This is a genomic window from Natronococcus roseus (assembly GCF_043677095.1).
GTDB lineage: Archaea > Halobacteriota > Halobacteria > Halobacteriales > Natrialbaceae > Natronococcus > Natronococcus roseus.
Window position 1 is genome coordinate 305,075 of sequence record NZ_JBHLJR010000004.1, and the last position, 19,782, is coordinate 324,856.

General features: G+C 67.1%; 20 protein-coding genes and 1 pseudogene. 11 read left to right on the forward strand and 10 right to left on the reverse strand.

Annotated elements, in window-relative coordinates:
- Positions 1-264 precede the first annotated feature (264 nt).
- On the forward strand, positions 265-1,029 hold the full coding sequence (locus ACFEMD_RS12640) for a creatininase family protein (protein WP_394741347.1): 765 nt from the start codon (positions 265-267) through the stop codon (positions 1,027-1,029).
- A complete protein-coding gene (locus tag ACFEMD_RS12645; RefSeq protein ID WP_394741348.1) occupies positions 1,026-2,213 on the forward strand; it encodes an NAD(P)/FAD-dependent oxidoreductase in 1,188 nt (395 codons plus the stop codon). The genes ACFEMD_RS12640 and ACFEMD_RS12645 overlap by 4 nt, the downstream gene beginning before the upstream one ends.
- Here the strand turns inward: ACFEMD_RS12645 and ACFEMD_RS12650 are convergent.
- Both ACFEMD_RS12650 and ACFEMD_RS12655 read right to left on the reverse strand, forming a co-directional pair.
- Positions 2,210-2,680, reverse strand: coding sequence for an Hsp20/alpha crystallin family protein (locus ACFEMD_RS12650; protein ID WP_394741349.1), 471 nt, complete (start codon positions 2,678-2,680; stop codon positions 2,210-2,212). The two genes, ACFEMD_RS12645 and ACFEMD_RS12650, sit on opposite strands and share 4 nt — an antisense overlap.
- A 149-nt stretch (positions 2,681-2,829) precedes the next feature.
- Positions 2,830-2,988, reverse strand: a complete 159-nt coding sequence (locus tag ACFEMD_RS12655) for a DUF7559 family protein (RefSeq protein ID WP_394741350.1) — start codon at positions 2,986-2,988, stop codon at positions 2,830-2,832.
- Positions 2,989-3,241: 253 nt separating this feature from the next.
- On the opposite strand from ACFEMD_RS12655, the gene ACFEMD_RS12660 reads away from it, so the two are divergent.
- Together ACFEMD_RS12660 and ACFEMD_RS12665 are read left to right on the forward strand one after the other, a co-directional pair.
- The gene (locus ACFEMD_RS12660; RefSeq protein WP_394741351.1) at positions 3,242-4,996 is read left to right on the forward strand and encodes a radical SAM protein; all 1,755 of its coding nucleotides are present in this window, start codon (positions 3,242-3,244) and stop codon (positions 4,994-4,996) included.
- A 99-nt stretch (positions 4,997-5,095) separates the two neighbouring features.
- Complete coding sequence (locus ACFEMD_RS12665) at positions 5,096-5,503, forward strand: TRAM domain-containing protein (RefSeq protein ID WP_005553893.1); 408 nt, start codon at positions 5,096-5,098, stop codon at positions 5,501-5,503.
- Between the two features lie 242 nt (positions 5,504-5,745).
- Here the strand turns inward: ACFEMD_RS12665 and ACFEMD_RS12670 are convergent, their stop codons facing one another.
- Positions 5,746-6,510, reverse strand: a complete 765-nt coding sequence (locus ACFEMD_RS12670) for a heptaprenylglyceryl phosphate synthase (RefSeq protein ID WP_394741352.1) — start codon at positions 6,508-6,510, stop codon at positions 5,746-5,748.
- Between the two features lie 69 nt (positions 6,511-6,579).
- Positions 6,580-7,323 (reverse strand): YkgJ family cysteine cluster protein, encoded by a 744-nt coding sequence (locus tag ACFEMD_RS12675; RefSeq protein ID WP_394741353.1) that lies wholly within the window; start codon positions 7,321-7,323, stop codon positions 6,580-6,582.
- A gap of 119 nt (positions 7,324-7,442) precedes the next feature.
- On the opposite strand from ACFEMD_RS12675, the pseudogene ACFEMD_RS12680 reads away from it, so the two are divergent.
- Positions 7,443-7,710: pseudogene (locus ACFEMD_RS12680) on the forward strand (hypothetical protein).
- On the opposite strand, the gene ACFEMD_RS12685 reads toward ACFEMD_RS12680, so the two are convergent.
- Entirely contained in the window at positions 7,691-8,479 is a 789-nt protein-coding gene (locus ACFEMD_RS12685; RefSeq protein WP_394741354.1) for an MBL fold metallo-hydrolase, read from the reverse strand. The pseudogene ACFEMD_RS12680 and the gene ACFEMD_RS12685 sit on opposite strands and share 20 nt — an antisense overlap.
- Before the next feature lie 64 nt (positions 8,480-8,543).
- Positions 8,544-8,825 carry a MarR family transcriptional regulator gene (locus ACFEMD_RS12690; RefSeq protein ID WP_005553878.1) on the reverse strand — a complete coding sequence of 94 codons (282 nt, stop codon included), beginning with the start codon at positions 8,823-8,825 and terminating at the stop codon, positions 8,544-8,546.
- Positions 8,826-9,092: 267 nt separating this feature from the next.
- Between ACFEMD_RS12690 and ACFEMD_RS12695 the strand changes: the two genes are divergently transcribed.
- Both ACFEMD_RS12695 and ACFEMD_RS12700 read left to right on the forward strand, forming a co-directional pair.
- Positions 9,093-9,800 (forward strand): class I SAM-dependent methyltransferase, encoded by a 708-nt coding sequence (locus tag ACFEMD_RS12695; protein ID WP_394741355.1) that lies wholly within the window; start codon positions 9,093-9,095, stop codon positions 9,798-9,800.
- A gap of 54 nt (positions 9,801-9,854) precedes the next feature.
- Positions 9,855-10,757, forward strand: coding sequence for a glycosyltransferase family 2 protein (locus tag ACFEMD_RS12700; protein WP_394741356.1), 903 nt, complete (start codon positions 9,855-9,857; stop codon positions 10,755-10,757).
- Here ACFEMD_RS12700 and ACFEMD_RS12705 read toward each other — a convergent pair whose 3' ends face one another.
- Together ACFEMD_RS12705 and ACFEMD_RS12710 are read right to left on the reverse strand one after the other, a co-directional pair.
- A complete protein-coding gene (locus ACFEMD_RS12705; protein WP_394741357.1) occupies positions 10,758-11,546 on the reverse strand; it encodes an enoyl-CoA hydratase/isomerase family protein in 789 nt (262 codons plus the stop codon).
- 81 nt (positions 11,547-11,627) lie between these two features.
- Entirely contained in the window at positions 11,628-12,590 is a 963-nt protein-coding gene (locus tag ACFEMD_RS12710; protein ID WP_394741358.1) for a DUF368 domain-containing protein, read from the reverse strand.
- A gap of 359 nt (positions 12,591-12,949) precedes the next feature.
- On the opposite strand from ACFEMD_RS12710, the gene thsA reads away from it, so the two are divergent.
- Together thsA and ACFEMD_RS12720 are read left to right on the forward strand one after the other, a co-directional pair.
- Entirely contained in the window at positions 12,950-14,494 is a 1,545-nt protein-coding gene (gene thsA / locus ACFEMD_RS12715; RefSeq protein ID WP_394741649.1) for a thermosome subunit alpha, read from the forward strand.
- 80 nt (positions 14,495-14,574) lie between these two features.
- On the forward strand, positions 14,575-14,922 hold the full coding sequence (locus tag ACFEMD_RS12720) for a HalOD1 output domain-containing protein (RefSeq protein ID WP_394741359.1): 348 nt from the start codon (positions 14,575-14,577) through the stop codon (positions 14,920-14,922).
- Positions 14,923-14,955: 33 nt separating this feature from the next.
- Here the strand turns inward: ACFEMD_RS12720 and ACFEMD_RS12725 are convergent, their stop codons facing one another.
- Together ACFEMD_RS12725 and ACFEMD_RS12730 are read right to left on the reverse strand one after the other, a co-directional pair.
- The gene (locus tag ACFEMD_RS12725) at positions 14,956-15,762 is read right to left on the reverse strand and encodes an SAM hydrolase/SAM-dependent halogenase family protein (RefSeq protein WP_394741360.1); all 807 of its coding nucleotides are present in this window, start codon (positions 15,760-15,762) and stop codon (positions 14,956-14,958) included.
- A 79-nt stretch (positions 15,763-15,841) separates the two neighbouring features.
- Positions 15,842-16,357: a nicotinamide-nucleotide adenylyltransferase gene (locus ACFEMD_RS12730; RefSeq protein WP_005553865.1), complete on the reverse strand. Its 516-nt coding sequence runs from the start codon at positions 16,355-16,357 to the stop codon at positions 15,842-15,844.
- 222 nt (positions 16,358-16,579) lie between these two features.
- Here ACFEMD_RS12730 and lonB point away from each other — a divergent pair, with 222 nt between their 5' ends.
- Together lonB and ACFEMD_RS12740 are read left to right on the forward strand one after the other, a co-directional pair.
- Positions 16,580-18,805 (forward strand): ATP-dependent protease LonB, encoded by a 2,226-nt coding sequence (gene lonB / locus ACFEMD_RS12735; RefSeq protein WP_394741361.1) that lies wholly within the window; start codon positions 16,580-16,582, stop codon positions 18,803-18,805.
- Entirely contained in the window at positions 18,806-19,765 is a 960-nt protein-coding gene (locus ACFEMD_RS12740; RefSeq protein ID WP_394741362.1) for a CPBP family intramembrane glutamic endopeptidase, read from the forward strand.
- Positions 19,766-19,782: the final 17 nt, after the last annotated feature.

Genomic DNA, 19,782 nt, shown 5'->3' on the forward strand with positions numbered 1-19,782 from the left:
TCGGTAGGAACAGTAGCGAAGCGAACGGATTGTGGCTCTCCGTCTAACCGAAGTCGAAATTCTCGAAGCGGTGATGGGTCCCCGTTCGGCACTAGCGTCGGCTGTCTGGGGAGCGGTCCCTACGTTATCCGCCTCGTACCGTCTGTGAGGGACGAATCGCCTACTCCCAGGCGGACGCGTTCGACCACCCAGGTCGGTTTCGTTGAGCCCTCTTTTTCGAACCCATCCCGTGTAAATAAGTCCCTCCGGCGCCCACCGACGGGTATGACGTTGCTCGCCGAACGGACGACGACGGCGGCCGCCGAGGACCTCGAGGCGGCTTCCGTCGCCGTCCTTCCCGTCGGAAGCACCGAACAGCACGGCCCCGCGCTCCCGCTGGGGATGGACCACATGGCCGCCGAGGCGTTCGCTCACACAGTGTCCGACCGCGAGGACGCGGTCGTCCTTCCCACCCTCCCGGTGGGCGTCAGCGAACACCACCGCCAGTTCGAGGGGACGCTGTACGTCGGCCCGGAGACGTTCGAGGAGTACGTCCGGGAAACGATCTCGAGCCTCGCCGACCACGGCGTCCGGAAGGTCGTCGTGGTCAACGGCCACGGCGGCAACTCGGGGGCGCTCCGGCGGGCCGCCCGCCGGCTACGCGAGGAGCGGACGGCGTTCGCCCCGCCGTGGAACTGGTGGGACGCCGTCGACGAACTCGCCGACGAGCTGTTCGACGAGGACGGCGGCCACGCCGATGCGGCGGAGTCGAGCCTGCTGTGGCACCTCCGCGAGGACCTCGTCCGACCCGACGAACTCGAGGCCGCCGAGGCCGGCGCGAGCGAGGGCTGGGGCGAGTCGGTCCACGGCGCCGTCCTCGGGTTCGACACGATCGACTTCTCCGAGAGCGGCGCGGTCGGGCGACCGACCCAGGCCGACCCCGAGAAGGGCCGACGGCTGTTCGAGACCGGCCGCGACCGACTCCACGCGCTGCTCGAGTGGCTCGCCGAGCGCCCGCTCGAGGCCTGCTGGCCTCGTGATCGCCGATGAGCGGGGAGCCCGAACTCGCCGTGGGCGCGGACGCGTTCACCGAGCGCGGCCGGGACCTCGAGGTGGCCGTCGTCGGCGCGGGCGCGATCGGCGCGACCGCGGCCTACGACCTGGCCCGGGAGGGCGCCGACGTGACGCTGTACGACCGCGGGACGATCGCGAGCGGCTCGAGCGGGCGCGCGGCGGGGGTCTGTTACGACGCCTTCGCCGATCCGCTGGACGCCGAGATCGGCGGCGACGCGATCGAGCGCTTTCGAGATCTGTCGGGCGACGACACGTTCCCGTTCGTCGAGTGTCCCTACGTCTGGCTCGCTCGGGAGGGCGACGAGCGAAACGCCGAGGCGCTTCGCGACCAGATCACGCGGATGCAGGAGAACGGAACGATCGCGCTCGAGGTCGACGGCGACGAGCTCGCCGAACGGTTTCGGGCGCTTCGTACGGACGACGTCGCGGTCGCGGGGATCGCCGGTGCCGCGGGCTACACCGACCCGGCGACGTACACGGCCTGTCTCGCGGCGGCCGCCGATGGGGCGGGCGCGACGCTGCGTCCGGAGACGCCGGTTCGGGTTCGGACCGATCCCGCCCGCGTCGTGCACGATGCGGACGGGAGCACCCACGAGGTCGACGCCGTGCTCGTCGCCGCGGGGGCGCATACGAAGGGAGTGCTCGCCGATACGGGGATCGCGATCGCGATGAAGCCCTACCGCGTGCAGGCGCTGGTCGCGGACTGCGAGCTCGCCGAGCCGATGTGTTACGACGCCACCGGGGAGTTCTACCTGCGGCCCCACGCCGACGGCGTGCTGGCGGGCGACGGCACCGAGTACGTCGAGGCCGACCCCGACGACTACGATCGCGACGCCTCGTCGGGGTTCGTGACGGACTTACTCGAGCGCGTCGACCACCGCGTTTCGGGGATCCACCTCGACCCCGACGACGTCGTGCGAGCCTGGGCCGGGCTGTGTACGTCGACGCCTGATCGGGACCCGCTGGTGGGCGAACTCGAGGACGGGCTGTACGTCGCCACCGGGTTCCAGGGCCACGGGTTCATGCGCGCGCCAGCGATCGGCGAACGGATCGCCGATCAGGTACTCGGCGGCGAGGGGATCGAGCCCTTCGATCCGACCCGCTTCGACGGCGATGAGGCGTTCGACGTCGTCGAGGGGATGACGATTCGGGAGAACTAGTCGTCGATCGGGATCTCGTTGGTCCCGGGTTCGGTATCGCTCGGGTCATTCGGCGCCGACCGACTCTCGAGAGACGGCTCGCCGTCGACCGCCGAGCGCTTCGGAATCTCGATCCGCAGGGCGCCCGACTCCGAGAGCGTGGCCGTCCCCGCGTCGGGTTCGACGAGCGCGTCGCCGGGGAGTTCGGCCTCGCCCTCGAGTTCCATCCCGCGGCCGGGAAAGCGCATCTCGTAGCCGTCGTGGAACTGCCGGAACCGGTCGATCTTGACCGTGACCGTTCCCTCGAGATACCGAACCTGGATGTCGTCGGGGCCGGCACCGGGGGCGTCGAAGACGACGAGGTAACCGGTCTCGTTCTCGAGGACGTCGACCGCCAGGGGGCGGTGGCGCTGTACGCGCCCGTTGGCGCGGCCGATCTGGCGGTAGAGGGCGGCGCCGACCGCGTCCGCGAGACTCGCGAGGCTCATCGGGGATCAACCCCGCGGGGCGAACGCAGCCGACCCGAGCACGACGACCGAGGGATCCTGATCATGGTCAGATTCGAACGGTACGCTCGGCTCGTTCTTAGTGATTGTGGCGCGGAAACTACGGGCTTGTACGGCGTTTCTGGAAGAGACTACAGCTCGACCGGTTTCAGACAGTCGGTGCCGCCACAGACCGGACAGGACAGCGCCGAGACGTCGAAGTCGTCGGGAACGTCGTACGTGTAGTGGTTCTCGAAGAGGTCGAGAAAGCAGTCCTCGGCGGTACAGACGATCTCCTCGGTTGGTGGCATACACGGTAGTAGCGTCACGACGACCATCAACGTCGGGGTTACGGCACGCTCCGATCGAATCGGTCGGATCGCCTACGGCGGAGTCGACCCTCGAGCGAGCCGTCGACGTCGGCCGACCGACCAGTTCAGGGTTTCACCCTCTCGTCCGTTCACCGCCGGGCGGGACTGAAAGGGTCGACGCGGCGGACCACGTCCGGCGCGTCGGGGATTTCGTGTAGTCACCGTTTTACCGCTCGAGGCGCTACCTGGCGCCATGACTGACCCCGAGACGCTGTCGGTGACGATCGTCGACGGCTACGTCGACGAGCCCGCTCACTTCGGGGTGCCGCCGTACATCTCGACGTACCCCCGCTACACCGCGGGAGCGCTCGTCGACGCGGACGTTCCCCGCGAGAAGATCACGTACCACACGATCGACGGCCTGCGCGACGAGCCCGACCGGTGGCGCGACGTCGACGAGGCCGACCTCCTGATCTATCTGGGTGGGATGACCGTCCCCGGCAAGTACGTCGGCGGCACGCCCGCCGAACCCGACGAGGTTCGCAAGCTCGCCTGGACCGCAAGCGGCACGAGTCTAATGGGTGGTCCCGTGAAGTTCGGCGTCGGCGACGAGAACGCCGGTGCCACGGAGACCGAGCGCCAGGACCTGGACTTCGATTTCGTCGCGAAAGGCGACGTCGAGGCCGCCGTCCACGACCTGGTCGAGAGCGGGCTCGAGGGCTTTAACAACCGGATGCGCGACGTCGACGAGGTCTCGCGGTGGGCCCAGGAGGGCGCCTTCATCGTCGAGCAACACCCGAATCATCCCGACTACCTCATCGCCGAGCTCGAGACCTCGCGGGGCTGTGCCTACCGGTGTTCGTTCTGTACCGAGCCCCTCTACGGGAATCCGACGTTCCGCCCGCCGCCGTCGGTCGTCGGCGAGGTCGACGCCCTCTCCGATCTGGGCGTCAGACACTTCCGTATCGGCCGCCAGGCAGACATCCTCGCCTACGGTGGCGACGGCGAGGCGCCCAACCCCGACGCCCTGCGCTCGCTGTACGGCGGGATCCGCGAGGTCGCGCCCGACCTCGAGACGCTGCATCTGGACAACATGAACCCCATCACGATCGTCGAGTGGCCCGAAAAGAGTCGGGAGGGGATCCGGATCATCGCCGAGCACAACACCCCAGGCGACACCGCGGCGTTCGGGCTCGAGTCCGCCGATCCGCTGGTCCAGGAGGAGAACAACCTCAACGTCACCGCCGAGGAGTGCTTCGAGGCGGTCAAGATCGTCAACGAGGAAGCAGGGTGGCGCCCGGGAGGGCCGGACGATCCGAGGCCCTCCGAACGCGCGAACGGCGCGGCCGCGAGCGCGGGCAAGGACGCACCGATCCGTCTCCCCAAGCTCCTGCCCGGGATCAACCTCTTACACGGCCTCAAGGGCGAACGCGAGGAGACCTACGAGCGCAACCTCGAGTTTCTCCATCGGGTGTACGACGAGGGGTACATGCTCCGGCGGGTGAACATCCGGCAGGTGATGTCGTTCGACGGGACCGACATGTCCGAGACGGGCGCCGAGATCGCAAACGAGCACAAGAAGCTCTTCAAGCGCTACAAGACGCAAGTACGGGAAGAGATCGATAACCCAATGCTTGCCCGCGTCGCCCCGCTCGGAACCGTCCTGCCGGACGTCCACCTCGAGTACCACCAGGACGGGAAGACGTTCGGCCGTCAGCTGGGAACCTACCCGCTGCTGGTCGGCATCCCGGGCGAGCGCCCGCTCGGAGAGACGACCGACGTCGCCGTCGTCGACCACGGCTACCGATCGGTGACCGGCGTGCCGTATCCGCTGGATCTCAACGAGGCGTCGATGGACGAGCTGACGACCATCCCCGGTATCGGGAGTTCGACTGCAGGAAACATCGTCGTCAACCGGCCCTACGACTCGGTCGCCGACGCCGAGTTCGGCGGCGAGGTCGATCTCGAGGGGTTCGCGACGATCCGGCCGCTCGAGCGCGCCGACTGACGGGCGCGTGGCGCTCCCGCGAGTGCCACGGCACACCACGGTAGTCGTTCGGTAGTTCTATTACGGTTGGCACGCAGAGTCAAAGTCGAGGGTCTACCTGTGGAAATATCTGAAAAACTGCTGTGTTTGTTCAGTACGGAAGTCTCGGAGGAAGAGGATCGGTACGTCATCGAGGTGCCCCGACAGGAGGTCGAAACCGGCGACATCGACGCCGGTGACGTCTATCGTGTCGCGCTCATCTCTCGTGATGAAGCAACCGAGGAGTCGTCCGCATCGACGCCCCAGCCCAAGACCGCGCCGTCGGAACCGCAGCCGCCGGTCGACGTCAACGAGACTCGATACGTCGAGATCGAGGACATCGGCAAGCAGGGCGACGGGATCGCTCGCGTCGAGCGAGGCTACGTGATCATCGTTCCTGGCGCCGACGTCGGCGAGCGCGTCAAGGTCGAGATCACCGAGGTCAAGTCGAACTTCGCGGTCGGCGAGATTATCGAGGACACGTTCTAGAAACCCGTTACCGAGGGTATCTCGATCGGGCTTCGGCTGGTCGCGTGGTGACTCTATCGCCACGCCGGCCGGCTGCGGGTCGTCGGTCCGCAGCCCGCTCGACCCCCGGCAGATACGCCGACGAGAACCGCCGGGAGCGCTCGCTCTCTCGGTTCCCGTTCGATCGGAATTCGAGAGAAACACGCTAGGCGCACGGGCTCCCGATATTCGGGTCTCTGACGAAATCGTGTTCCTCGTGATCTCTACTCCGGAATCGTCTCCCGAAACGTCTCCGGGTCGTCGTGGAAGCAGTCGCCGACGACGACGGCGTCCGCGCCGGCCTCGAGGATCTCGCTCGCTTTTTCGGAACTGTCGATCCCACCGCCGTAGAACAGCGCCGTCTCCTCGAGATATCGCGCGGCGGCCTCAACATCGTCGGGACCGCCGTAGGTGCCCGAGTACTCGACGTAGAAGATCGGGAAGTCGTAGAACGCCTCCGTCGCGAGGGCCGCGCCCGCGACCTCCTCGGGACAGTAGGCCGTCTCGACGCCCGAAACCGCCGCGGCCGTCGACTCGAGGTGTTGGACGACGTACCCCTCGCCGACGAGCTTGTCCGCGAGTTCAGCGACCACCTCGACGCCCTTCGAGGCGATCAGGTCGCCGACGAGAGGAACGCTCGAGCCGAGCAGTTCGTCGGGTTTCTGTCCGACCTCGGTGAACAGCTCGACGTGCTTGCCGACGAAGTGGTCCCGGTCGCCGTTGTAGACGGCGGGGATCGAGACGGCGTCGGCCGCCTCGATGGTCTCCCGGGAGACGTGGCTCGAGCTGTACGGCTCCTGAAAGACAGGAATCTCCGAGAAGACGTCCGTGACCCGTTCGATCGCCTCGAGGCTGTTCGACTCGGTGACGCCGTCGGAGCCGCCGACGAGCACCAGATCGGTCCCCTCGAGGACGCCGAGATCCGACGGCAGGGATTTCGCCGGATCGACCTTCGTAACGTGGGTGATCGCGTCCCAATCGACGTTCATGCGGACGGATCCAGCGGTCGCAGGAAATTCCTGTCGGTTCGACTCGATCGGTGCCCGGAAACGAGTCGGCTACTCCTCGAGCGGGGTTCCGTCGATCCGCTTCGGGCCCTCGGAGTCGTGGACGACGACCTCGCCCGGCTCCCGATCCGCGGGCTCGTACTCGTCCCGGACGCCGATCGCCTCCTCGAGTTCCCGGACCGCGCGCTCCTTCAGCGCGCGGGCGAGTTCCTCCGCGTCCTCGCGGGAGATGTCCCGGCCCAGCCCCTCGCACTCGTGGGCGCGGAGGACGCCCGTCTCGTTCTCGTCGTCGGCTTCTCCCCGTTCGGGGAGCGAAACGCTGTCGACGGCCTCGCCCATCGGCTGGCTCGTTCCCGCAAGCCCGACGCTGAAGGGGTAGGTGCGACAGATCAGCGGTCGGTCCTCGTGGGCAGTGCAGGCGCCGACGCCGGCCTCGTCCTCTGCGTAGAACGCGCAGTCGCCGCAGCCGTCGGTCTCGAGCGCCCACTCGAAGGTCTCGCCCTCGAGCCCGTCGTCGCCCTCCTCGAGGCCGTACGGCATCGGTCGGGCGACGTCGCGCCACTCGCGGTCCTCGGCGTCGGGGACCGCCTCCCCTTCGAGGTCGTCGGTGGTGGCCGCGTCCTCGAGCCGACGGACCTCGTCGGGAAACACCGTCGCCGTGTGTTCGTCCTCGCCGTGGCCCGTACAGCAGGCGCCACAGCGGGTACACTCGAAGCCGATCGACTCGATGGCGTCGGCCAGATCGTCGACGGCCAGCTTGCGGGCGGACTCCAGTTCGGCTTCCAGCGATCGCACGTTCGTCACTACGCCTCGAGGGGGAAAAGCCGGTCGCTTGGCGTCGCCTTCCCCGGTAGCACGGACTGTCTTCCGAGCGAAGACGAACCGTTACGATCGCTCGAGACCTACGCTAGCGCATGCCATCGCTCAACGAGGAGATGGGCGACGTTCAGACGGATGATCGATCACGTGCGCGAGCACCTCCGAACGGAGGTTCCCGACCTCTTCGCGTTCGACGTCACCGTCAGCCGGATCGAGTACAACGCGAACAGCAACAGCGTCACGCTCACCGTCGAACCCAGCTCCGAGGCCCGTAAACAGATCTCCGAGGAGTTCGGCGGCGTCCGGGTCCGAATGGAGGATCAGCTCACCTTCGAGTTCCAGTTCACCTCCGGCGACTCGTAGCGCGCTCGCCGTCCCACTCGAGTCGGCCCTCGACCGCGAGTTTCTCGAGGTGGGCCCGGACGGTCGCCCGCGCGAGGTCGCGAACCCCCTCGAGGTCCTTCTCGTAGGCGCCCTCGAGGATCGCCGCGAGCGAGCCGGCGCCGTCGTCGACGGCCTCGAGCACTCGTCGCTCGCGCCGGAGTCGGTGAGCGATGAGTCGCTCGAGGACCACCCGCGGCGTCTCGATCGCGGGGCCGTGGCCCGGGTGCAGCACCGGCGGGTCGATCGCCCGGAGCCGACGCAGCGTCGTCAGGTACGCGCGCATGTCGCCCTCGGGGGCGCCGACGACGACGCTGCCCTCGGCGACGGCACAGTCCCCGCAGACGATCGGCCCGTCCGCGTCGGCCTCGAACGCGAGGTGGTCGGGTGCGTGTCCCGGGGTCTCCAGAACGCGCACGCGCTCGTCACCGAGGTCGATCGTCGCCCCCGGAAGCAGCTCCCGATCGGGCTCCCGTCCCGTCGCCTCGCGAAACCGCTCGCTCCGTCCGTACCGGCCCCAGACGGTCGCGCCGGTTTCGGCCGCGTAGGAATCGACTGCGCCGACGTGGTCGGGGTGAGTGTGGGTGACGACGACGTGTTCGACCGACCGCTCGGCGACGAGTCGATCGAGCTCGTCGGTGCGGGCCGCGGGATCGACGAGCACCGACGGCTCCTCGCCGAGCAGGTAGGCGTTAGTTGTCCCTCCCGGTGCGCGGGTACGGACGGGGACGGCGACGGACGCGACGTTCATGGGCGGCCATCACGGTCGGCGAAAAAAGGCGTATCGGAGACCGTCGACGGTCGGTCTCGAGCGATCAGTGTTTGAGGAAGTAGACCTGCTTGCGCGCGTCGCGGAAGCTGTACCGGGAGCCGATGAGCTCGACGTCCTCGAGGCGGTTGAGCGCGTAGCGAACGGTCCGGTCGGGCAGCAGCGACTCCTCGGCGAGCTGTCCCTGCGACAGCGGCGAGTCGGCCTCGAGAACCTTGGCGACGAGTTTCGCACTCGGCGGCAGGTCGCGAAGGCGGTCGCGGTACTCGTCTTCGGAGAGTGAGTCCTCGGCGGCGGCAGCGTGGTCCTCTGCGGTACTCATGCTCATACCTACCACAGCGAAAGCAGTGGTGGTAAAGCTTCCCTATATGTGGATACGAACAATCCAGTTTGTAATAGGTGTCTAGACGTCATATTATTACATGTATCTGAACCGTTCGGTTCCGGTCTGACCGAGCACCCTCGTAGCTACCTCGATGCGGCAGTCGCCGGCTATCGACGGCGTTCGTACCGTGGATCGGCGTGTCACTTTCGGGACAGCCGCCGACGGACTCCAGTATCGTTTTATCCCGTCGCTGCTGTAGTTGGAGCCAGTGTGAAAGGACAGGAGTGGTACCAGGCCGACGACGTCGCCGCCGAGTACGACGACAAGCGCTTTTCCCAGGGCGGCCAGCTGATCGACCGCCGGGAGAAGGAAGCCGTACTCGAGGCCATCATGCCCGTCGAGGACCGCAACGTCCTCGAGATCGCCTGTGGTACCGGGCGGTTTACCGTCATGCTCGCCGAGCGTGGCGCGGACGTCGTGGGACTGGACATTTCGGCAGCGATGTTGCAACAGGGACGCAAGAAAGCGCAGACGGCGAACCTGGAGGGGACCCTCGAGTTCCTGCGGGGCGACGCCGGACGACTGCCGTTTCCCGACGATCACTTCGACACCGTCATCGCGATGCGGTTTTTCCATCTGGCGGACGACCCCGAGGCGTTCCTGCGGGAGATGCGTCGGGTCTCGCGCGACCAGATCGTCTTCGACACGTTCAACCGCTTCAGCGCGCGCAGCGTCTACAACTGGGCGCTCCCGATGGGGTCGCGGCTCTACTCGAAGAGCGAGGTCAGCGTATTGCTCGCGAAAGCGAATCTGACGCTGGTCGACGTCGAGGACGACTTTCTGGCGCCGTACGGGCTCTATCGGTCGATCCCGAACCGGCTGGCGACCGCGATCCGCACGCTCGACGAGACGGTCGGCGGCCGTTCGCTGACCGATCACTTCGCGTCGGTGTCGTACTGGAACACGCGTGTTCGCTGATCGCGGGATCGAATTCCGCCCTATTTTTATCCTCGGGTAGTTCTACTATACGGTATGGAGCTCTCGGTAGTCGTCTCGACGCTCAACGACCGGGAGCGACTGCTATCCTGTCTCGACGCGCTCGAGGCCGAAACCCCACACGGGACAGAAGTCGTCGTCGTCAACGGCCCCTCCTCGGACGGAACGACGGGCGTCGTTCGCGAACGCGATGACGTCGACGTCCTCGTCGAGATCTCGGAGCGAAACCCCAACGTCTCCCGTAACGCCGGCTTCGAGGTGGCGACGGGGGAGATCGTCGCGTTCCTCGACGCCGAGTACGCGATCGAACCCGGCTGGTACGAGGCCCTCGAGAACGCGACCGCCGACAGCGCCGACATCGTCGCGGGCCCGACACGCGAGGCCGACGGAACGGTCCCGGAGAGCGAGCGCACCCAACGGATCGTCGGCCACAGCGTGACGGTCTTCGACGGCGGCAACGTCGCGTTCGACCGGACCTCGCTCGAGGCGCTCGACGGGTTCGACGAGTACCTCGAGAGCGACGGCGCGCGGGACTGCGCCCACCGCGTGGGTGGCCTGGGCTTCGAGGTCGCCTGGTCGCCGTCGATGGCCGTCCGCAGCGACGTCGGGGCCGACGGCGGCCGGGCCGAACCCGACTGGGGAACGACGTACCGATCGCTCGCGTACGGCCTCGGGAAGAACTACGGCCCGCGACCGACCGTGCTCGGGCGGACGGTCGGCAGCGCGATCCGGGACGGCCTCTCGGGGGTACGGGAGATCGTCACCGGGGACGCGACGCCGACCGGCTGGTTCTCCGACGGCGTCGACGTCGTTACGAACGCCGCGGGTGGGTTCAAAGACGGCGTGCGCGCCCGCTACGCGGATCGATCGACCCGCCGGAATCCGAACGGGCTGTCGGTGCGCCACGACCGAGCCGTTCGGATCTACGACCGCCGATAGTTACTCCCGGCCGAACTGCGGCTCCCGATCGGCGAGTCGCGCATCGAATCCTTCCCGGTAGTCGTCCGTGTCGTCGAGCTCTCGCCCGAGCGCCCGTTCGAACTCGAGCCCCCGCTCGAGAGGGGTCTCGAGGGCGGCGTTGAGCGCGCGTTTTCCGTTCTCGAGACCCAGCGGCGCGTTCTCGCAGAGCCGATCCGCGAACGCCTTCGTCCGCTCGTCGACCGCCTCGTCGGCACAGAGCTCGTGGACCAGCCCCATCCGTTCGGCCGCTTCGGGGTCGACGAACTCGCCGGTGAGGACGATCTCCTTCGCCTTCGAGAGCCCGACCAGTCGCGGGAGGCGCTGGGTGCCGCCGCCGTGGGGGAACGTGCCGAGCGTCACCTCGAGCAGCCCGTACTTCGCGTCGCGGCCCAGAATCCGGAAGTCACAGGGCAGCGTCAGCTCGAACGCGCCGGCCGGCGCGGCCCGCTTGATCCCGGCGACGACCGGCTGGCGGGTCCGCTCGATGGTCTCGAGCAGCGAGGGGAAGACGTCCCGGTCGATTTCGGAGTCGGGCTCGACCCGGTCGCGCATCATCTCGAGGTCCATCCCGGCGCTGAGGACGGGCCCTTCCCCGAGCAGGGTGACCGCCCAGACGTCCTCGTCGGCGTCGACGCGCTCGAACGCCGCGGTCAGATCCCGCATGAGGTCGACCGACATCGCGTTTCGCTTCTCGGGTCGCGCGAGGTAGACGTCGGCTCGTCGGTCGTTCCGATCGATACGCGCGAGTCCAGTGCCAACGGATTCCATGGCGAACCGATCAGGTCCTATGAGTATAACGTTCAGGTTCGGCGACTCTCGACGAACCCGCCGTGACGCAAGCAGTGTTTGTTACTCGGGATCGAAGCCGCCGGCGACCCAGTCGAGCGCGAACAGCGCGACTGCGCCGAGAGCGGCCCACGCCGTCGTCAACAGGATCGTCTCCGTCGTCATCGGGTGCACTTCGGCGATGTTATGAAGCGGTGCAGGCACGGACCCGGCGATGAGCCCGACGAGGAATACGAGCGTGAGCCCACGGTGGCGATCCAGCGCGAACCTGACAACCCGTGCGATCGTGACGAGTCCGACAAAGCCGCCGATGATGAACACGACGACGGTCGACCCCGGCTCTCCGACGGCGGCGAGCGTTCCGTTTCCAAGTACGAAATCCTGCAGCGACTGGCGGAACGCACTCAGTTCGCCCGTGAGAACGACGTACTGGCCGAGCAAGATCAGGATCAGCGATCCCGATATGCCCGGCAGAATCATCGCGCTGATCGCTAGTGCCCCCGAAATGAAGATCACGAGGAGGCCGCTACCCGGCAGCTGGAGGATGTTGGCGGAAACGAGCAGTGCGAACCCGGTGCCGGCGACGGCCGCGAGGACGTGTTGACTCGAGTCGAACGTTAGGCTCCGGAAGAGGACGACCGCGGATGCAGCGATCAGTCCGATGAAGAAGCCAAAGAGGGGAAGCGGATGCGATTCCGAGAGGGCTGTGACCGCCTCGGCGATGAGCGCGACGGCCGTCACCATTCCGACGCCCAGCGGGAGCAGGAACTGGAGATCCATCTCGAGGAGCGCTTCCCTGGCGCGCTCCCGGCGCTCGGAATCGTATCCCCGGAGGACGTCGATCGCCCGACCGGGCGTGAGCGCGGTGACGGCGGCGATCAGCCGGCCGTAGAAGCCGAGCAGGAGCGCGACGGTCCCCCCGGAAACGCCGGGGAGAGCGTCGGCCGTTCCCATACAGAGACCGTAGCAGTAGACCCGCAGCACCGAGAACCGCGGTCCGAGCCGCTGTTCGAGAGCGTGTAACATAGCTGGGGGTCACCGTCCGATCGTCGTCGACGGCGGAGAACCGACCGCCCGTTTCGCGACCATACGTAGCGAACGTTTCGGCTCCGACATAAATCGACTCACTCGGCTCGACGGATGCGAATCCGACACAGGCCGAGTTCGGCGGCTCGAACGATCTTCGAGCGACGTTTCCGGGCGGATCGGAACTCCTCGGCGACTGTGACCTCGAGCGACCGTCGTCTCGAGGGTGTGTCGAGGTGTGACAGGGAAAATCGCCAGACGGAGCGCCGACGGTTAGCGAAACAATTATATAGAAGTGCTGACGACATGGTTAGTGAGGATCCACAATGGCACAACAGCGACGCATGGGCGGACAGCCTATGTTCATTCTGAGCGAGGATAGCCAGCGAACCCAGGGCCGGGACGCCCAGTCGTCGAACATCATGGCCGGCAAGGCCGTCGCCGAGTCCGTACGGACGACACTCGGTCCCCGCGGGATGGACAAGATGCTCGTCGACTCGGGCGGCGAGGTCGTCATCACGAACGACGGCGCGACCATCCTGAACGAGATGGACATCGAACACCCCGCGGCCCAGATGCTCGTCGAGGTCGCCGACTCCCAGGAGGAGGAGGTCGGCGACGGGACGACGACCGCGGCCGTGATCGCCGGTAACCTGCTGGGTGAGGCCGAGGACCTCATCGAACAGGACGTCCACGCGACGACGATCGTCGAGGGCTACCACGAGGCCGCCGAGATCGCCCTCGAGGCGATCGACGAGCAGGTCAGCCAAGACGCCGTCGACGACGACGTGCTCAAACAGGTCGCCGAATCCAGCATGACGGGCAAGGGCACCGGCGGCCTGACCGCCGAGTCGCTGGCCGAGACGGTCGTCGAGGCCATCCGTCACGTCGAGGACGACGAGGGGGTCCACCGGGACAACGTCACCGTCCACACCCAGATCGGCGCCTCCTCGAACGCGACCGAGCTCGTCCCCGGCATCGTCATCGACGAGGAAGCCGCTCACGACTCGATGCCCGGCGAGGTCGAGGACGCCTCCATCGCCGTCCTCGACGTCGAGCTCGGCGTCCGCACCGGCGACATCGACGCCGAGTACGCCATCGATTCGATCGACCAGCTCAACCAGGCGATCGACGCCGAGGAGAGCGAGGTTCGCGGCTACGCCGAGACCCTCGCCGAGAGCGGCGCCGACGTCGTCTTCACGACCGACGACGTCGACGAGCGCATCAGCTCGTTCCTCGCGAAGGAGGGCGTGCTCGTCTTCGACAACGTCGGCAGCTCCGACGCCCGCCAGATCGTCTCCGCGACCGGCGCCAACCGCGTCGGCGCCCTCGAGGATCTCGAGGAGAGCGACTTCGGCGCGGCCGACCGGGTCCGCAGCCAGAACTACGGCGACGACGACCTCGCGTTCGTCGAGGGCGGCGCGGCCGCCGAGGCCGTCACCGTCTTCGTCCGCGGCGGCACCGAGCACGTCGTCGACGAGCTCGAGCGGGCCATCGGCGACGCCCTCGACGTCGTCTCGACGGCGCTCGATTCGGGCGAGGTCGTCCCCGGCGCCGGCGCGACCGAGATCGCGATCGCGGACAAGATCCGCTCGGCGGCCGCCGGCATCGAGGGTCGCAAACAGCTCGCGGTCACCTCCTTCGCGGACGCGCTCGACGTCGTTCCGCGGACGCTGGCGACCAACACCGGCCAGGACCCGATCGACACCCTCGTCGATCTGCGGGCGGCTCACGAGGGCGGCGAGCGCGCCGGCCTCATCACCGACGGCGAGACCGTCACCATCGACGACCCATTCGAGTACGGCGTCGTCGACCCCGCGGACGTCAAGCGTGAGGCCATCCAGAGCGCGACCGAGGCCGCGACGATGATCGTCCGCATCGATGACGTCATCGCCGCCGAGTAGTCGTCCGGTCGTCTCTCCTTCGAATCTAATTGTATTTTTGACAATAAGGTTAAGTAATAATACACAAACCGTCCTGTAGAATGTCCCTCTCTCCGCCGTCGGACGGACTGACGCCGGTCGACGACGTCGCAGGTCGAACCGTTTACCGTGACGAGGACCGCGAGACCTACCACGTGTGGTGGACCGACAGCGACCCCGAGGCCGTGAGTACGGTCCTCGTGTTGGCCGTGGCGTCGGTGCTCGAGACCGACCCCGAGGAACTCGAGTCGCTGTCGACGCGGGTCGATCCCGACGCTCTCGATACGTTGTTCGCTCACTGGGGTCGACACCGCATCGAGGACGGAACGACCTCGTTTCGGTTCGCCGGCTGCGCGATCGTTTGCCACGCCTCGGGCGAACTCGTCATCGATCCGCCGGCCGATCGCTGATTCCTACCCGGTCGACTGACTCCCGATTCGTCCTCAATCGACGGGCTCGAGGACGACCCGATCGCCGACGGCGAGCTCGAACGCCGTCTCGCCTCGCCCCCGATTGACGTCGAGTTCGACGTAGCCGTGGCTCCCGACGGTCGCGAGTCGCTCGCCCGCGAGGACGGCCTCGAACGTGTCGCCGACCGGAACCGGCTCGTCGTTCGCGACGACTCGATCGCGGCCCTCGAGGAACTCCCCGGGAACGTTCGTGATCACGTTCCCGAAGTCGTCGACGACGAGCACCTCGCCGACGGCGCGACCGTCCTCAAGGCTTGCCGCTGGAAGCTCGAGGTCGACCGGACCGTCGCTTGGCGTCAGAAACGCGACGGCGTCGAGTCCGTCGCTGTCGTGGACCGCCGCGGCGGTCGGGGCGAAGACGTCCCGGCCGTGGAAGGTGTTGCTTCTCGGGCCCTCGCCGGGATCCGGAGGTGACTCGCCCGCGGGGACGACCGGCTCGAGCGCTTCCTCGTCGACGACGTAACTCTCGAGGGCGGCGTCGCCGGCGAGTCGCCGAGCGACGGGGAGCAAGACGCCGTTGTCAGGTCCCACGAGTGCGTGCTCCCCTGCTCGGATGGCGATCGCGTCGCGGCCGGTGCCGACGCCGGGATCGACGACGACGAGGTGCGTGGCCGGCGGGAAGTACGGCAGCGTCTCCCGGAGCCAGAACGCCGCGGTACGAACGTCCTGGCGCGGGAAGTCGTGCCCGACGTCGACCAGCCTCGCATCGGTGCGTCCGAGCAGGACTCCCTTCATCGCCGCGGGGTACGGCGTCCCGAAGTCCGACGTGAGCGTGATCATGGCCGCGGATACGGCTCGATCGATAAAAACGAACGCGGCTCGAGGGCACAGCTGTCCCGCGGCCGAGCGGTTCCGGGGATCAGTCGCCGTTCGTATCGGAGCCGCTGACCATCTGGATCCGTTCGATCCCGCCGATCTCGTCGACGACCTCGGCGACGGCCTCGGGGACCAGCGACTCCCAGTCGCCGCCGTTGATCATCCGCTCGCGGACCTCGGTTCCCTCGAGGACCTCGCGGTTGAACATCGGCGACTGGCGCACCTCGAAGTTGGCCTCGCGAAACAGCTGGACGACCAGCGGGTTGTTCGAGTAGGCGACGTCGAAGTCCGGGCTCATGCTCTGGACGTGGCTCACCCACACCGAGTTTCGTTCCAGGTCCTCGATGGGGACGGCGTAGGTGACGACGTCCATGTCGACGAGCGACTTGGTGATCATCATGATCCGTTCGCCGGCGGTGAACGGATTCCGCACCGAGTGTGAGTCGTCGGCGCTTCCGATCCCCAACACGAGTTCGTCGACGTCGTCGGCGATCTGCTCGACCATGTTGCGGTGGCCGTTGTGAAACGGCTGGAAACGGCCGATGTAGAACCCCCTCATGCCGGGTACTGTTTCGGGGCTGCGCTTAAGCGTGGCGGGTTCCCTCGCGGGCGCCGGACCGAGTCGGTATTTACGGCTAGCCGACGATCGAGCTCAAACAGTGACGGCCAGATCACCGCCACCGGGGGCTGTAATCCGCGATTACGGCCATGGACGCTGCGTTCCGCATGGAGAAAGTATATCAGTCGCAATCCCTTCGGATCAGGTACTGAACAGAGTTCTATGAGTAACGATACGAACGTTGATGACTCCCCCGAAGGCGCACCTGACGACGCTCCCCGCGAGAGCCAGCGGGAGCAGTCGTCGGACCGCCAGGGGGACCGGTCGCCGGGGGCGGACTCCGGCGACCGGCCCGACGAGTCCGACGGGAGGCCGATCGAGGAAACCGGCCGCGAGTCGGAGCCCGACGAGTCCGAGCAACGTCCGTCCGACGGGCTCGAGGAGGAGCCCGACGCCGACGAGGAACCCGACGCCGACGAGGGTATCGAAACTGTCGAGGATCTCGGAAGCACCGTCGAGGTCGATCCCGGGGTCGAGTTCGACGAGGAGAACGCCGAGGACGACCTGCTCGGCGGACTCAAGATCGATTCGACGGACGACATCGAGGTTCCGGATCGGCTCGTCGACCAGGTGATCGGACAGGACGAAGCTCGAGACATCATCATCAAGGCGGCCAAGCAGCGCCGACACGTGATGATGATCGGTTCGCCCGGAACCGGGAAGTCGATGCTGGCCAAGGCGATGAGCCAGCTACTGCCCCAGGAGGACCTCCAGGACGTCCTCGTCTACCACAACCCAGACGACGGCAACGAGCCGAAGGTCAGGACGGTTCCGGCCGGAAAGGGCGAACAGATCATCGACGCCCACAAGGAGGAAGCCCGCAAGCGCAACCAGATGCGTTCGATCCTGATGTGGATCATCATCGCGATCGTCGTCGGCTACGCGATCCTCTCCGGACAGATCCTGCTCGGCATCCTCGCGGCGGGTATCATCTGGTTTATCTTCCGCTACACGTCCCGCGGCACGGACGCGATGGTGCCGAACATGATCGTCGACAACGGCGACCAGCGCCAGGCGCCCTTCGAGGACGCCACCGGCGCCCACGCCGGCGCGCTGCTGGGCGACGTCCGCCACGACCCGTTCCAGTCGGGTGGGATGGAGACGCCGAGCCACGACCGGGTCGAACCCGGCGGCATCCACAAGGCCAACAAGGGCGTGCTGTTCGTCGACGAGATCAACACGCTCGACGTCCGCACCCAGCAGAAGCTGATGACGGCGATCCAGGAAGGCGAGTTCGCCATCACGGGCCAGTCCGAGCGCTCCTCGGGTGCGATGGTCCAGACCGAACCCGTCCCCTGTGACTTCATCATGATCGCTGCGGGGAACCTCGACGCGATGGAGAACATGCACCCCGCCCTGCGCTCGCGGATCAAGGGCTACGGGTACGAGGTGTACATGGACGACACCATCGAGGATACCGCCGAGATGCGCCGCAAGTACGCCCGCTTCATCGCCCAGGAGGTCGACCGCGACGGTCGCCTGCCCCACTTCACCCGCGAGGCCGTCGAGGAGGTCATCCTCGAGGCCAAGCGCCGCGCGGGCCGCAAGGAACATCTCACTCTCGAGTTCCGGAGCCTCGGCGGACTGGTCCGGGTCGCCGGCGACATCGCCCGGGCCGAGGACGCCGAGTTCACGACCCGCGAGGACGTCCTCGAGGCCAAGGGCCGCTCGCGCTCGATCGAACAGCAACTCGCCGACGACTACATCGAACGGCGCAAGGACTACGAGCTGCAGGTTACCCACGACGGGATGGAGGGCCGGGTCAACGGCCTCGCCGTCATGGGCGAGGACTCGGGTATCATGCTGCCCGTCATGGCCGAGATCGCGCCCGCACAGGGCCAGGGCCAGGTCATCGCCACGGGGCAGCTCAAGGAGATGGCCGAGGAGTCGGTCCAGAACGTCTCGGCGATCATCAAGAAGTTCTCCGACGTCAACCTCTCGGAGAAGGACGTTCACATCCAGTTCGTCCAGGCCGGCCAGCAGGGTGTCGACGGCGATTCGGCGTCGATCACGGTCGCGACGGCCGTCATCAGCGCCCTCGAGGATATCCCGATCGACCAGTCGGTCGCCATGACCGGCTCGCTGTCGGTTCGCGGCGACGTCCTCCCGGTCGGCGGGGTGACCCACAAGATCGAGGCCGCCGCCAAGGCCGGCTGTACGAAGGTCATCATCCCGAAGGCCAACGAACAGGACGTGATGATCGAAGACGAGTACGACGAGATGATCGAGATCATCCCCTGTTCGAACATCAGCGAGGTCCTCGACGTCGCCCTGATGGGCGAACCGAAGAAGGACTCGCTGGTCGATCGACTCAAGTCGATCACCGGATCGGCGTTCGACCAGCAGGCCGTCGGCTCGGCCAGCGGTTCGAACCCGAGTCTGCAGTAGATGACTCAGTGGACGGCGTTCGCGGCGATCACCGGCGTCGTCCTCCTCGTGTTGCTGGTTCTTTCACACCTCACGCAGTCGGCGTTCGACGAAATCGATCTCGAGGGACGCTCCGACGACGCTGTGGACGGTGCCGATCACACCCCCGACGCCGAAGCGTCGCCGCTCGAAGACGATCAGGAGGAGTTCCACGGAACGCCAGTCGGGGCCGAGGACGAGGTGGACGCTTCCCGCTCGAGTTCGGCGTCGGCGGCTCCCGACGACGTGTCCGCGACTGAGACCGTCCGTGATCCCGAGCCGGAGACGGCCGAGCCGTCCCCTCGAGATCGTCGGGACGGCGTCGACCCCGACTCGCTGACGACGGGGATGATGCTCGCGAACGTCGCGGCCTCGCAGGGGCTGTTCGCGCTGATTCTGCTGGGGGCGACCGTCTACACGGGCGTCCCGGCCGACGCGCTGGGGATCGAATTTTCCAGGGGGTACCTCGAGACCGGGCTAGTCGTCGGCACCGCGGTCGGGGTCGTCCTCTACGTCGCCAACGAACTCGGCGCCGCGCTCGCGACCCGGCTGGGTTTCGACCACGACGAACAGCTCCGGGAGCTGCTGGCGCCCGACTCGGCTCGAGGATGGGCCGTGTTGCTCGGGGGCGTGTTGCCGCTGATCGCCGTCTTCGAAGAGTTACTGTTCCGGGCGGCGCTGATCGGCGCGCTCTCGGTCGGCTTCGGAATTTCGCCGTGGTTGCTCGCGGTGGCGTCCTCGCTCGCGTTCGCGCTCGGCCACGGGATGCAGGGCGACGTCGGCGTCGTCGTCACCGGGCTGCTCGGGTTCGTGCTGGCGGCGGTCTTTATCGTGACAGGGAGTTTCCTCGTGGTCGTCGTCGCCCACTACCTGATCAACGCCTTCGAGTTCGTCGTCCACGAGGGGATCGACCTCGAGTGGGCTCGAACCCTCGAAAGCTAAGGGGGACGGGACGCTCG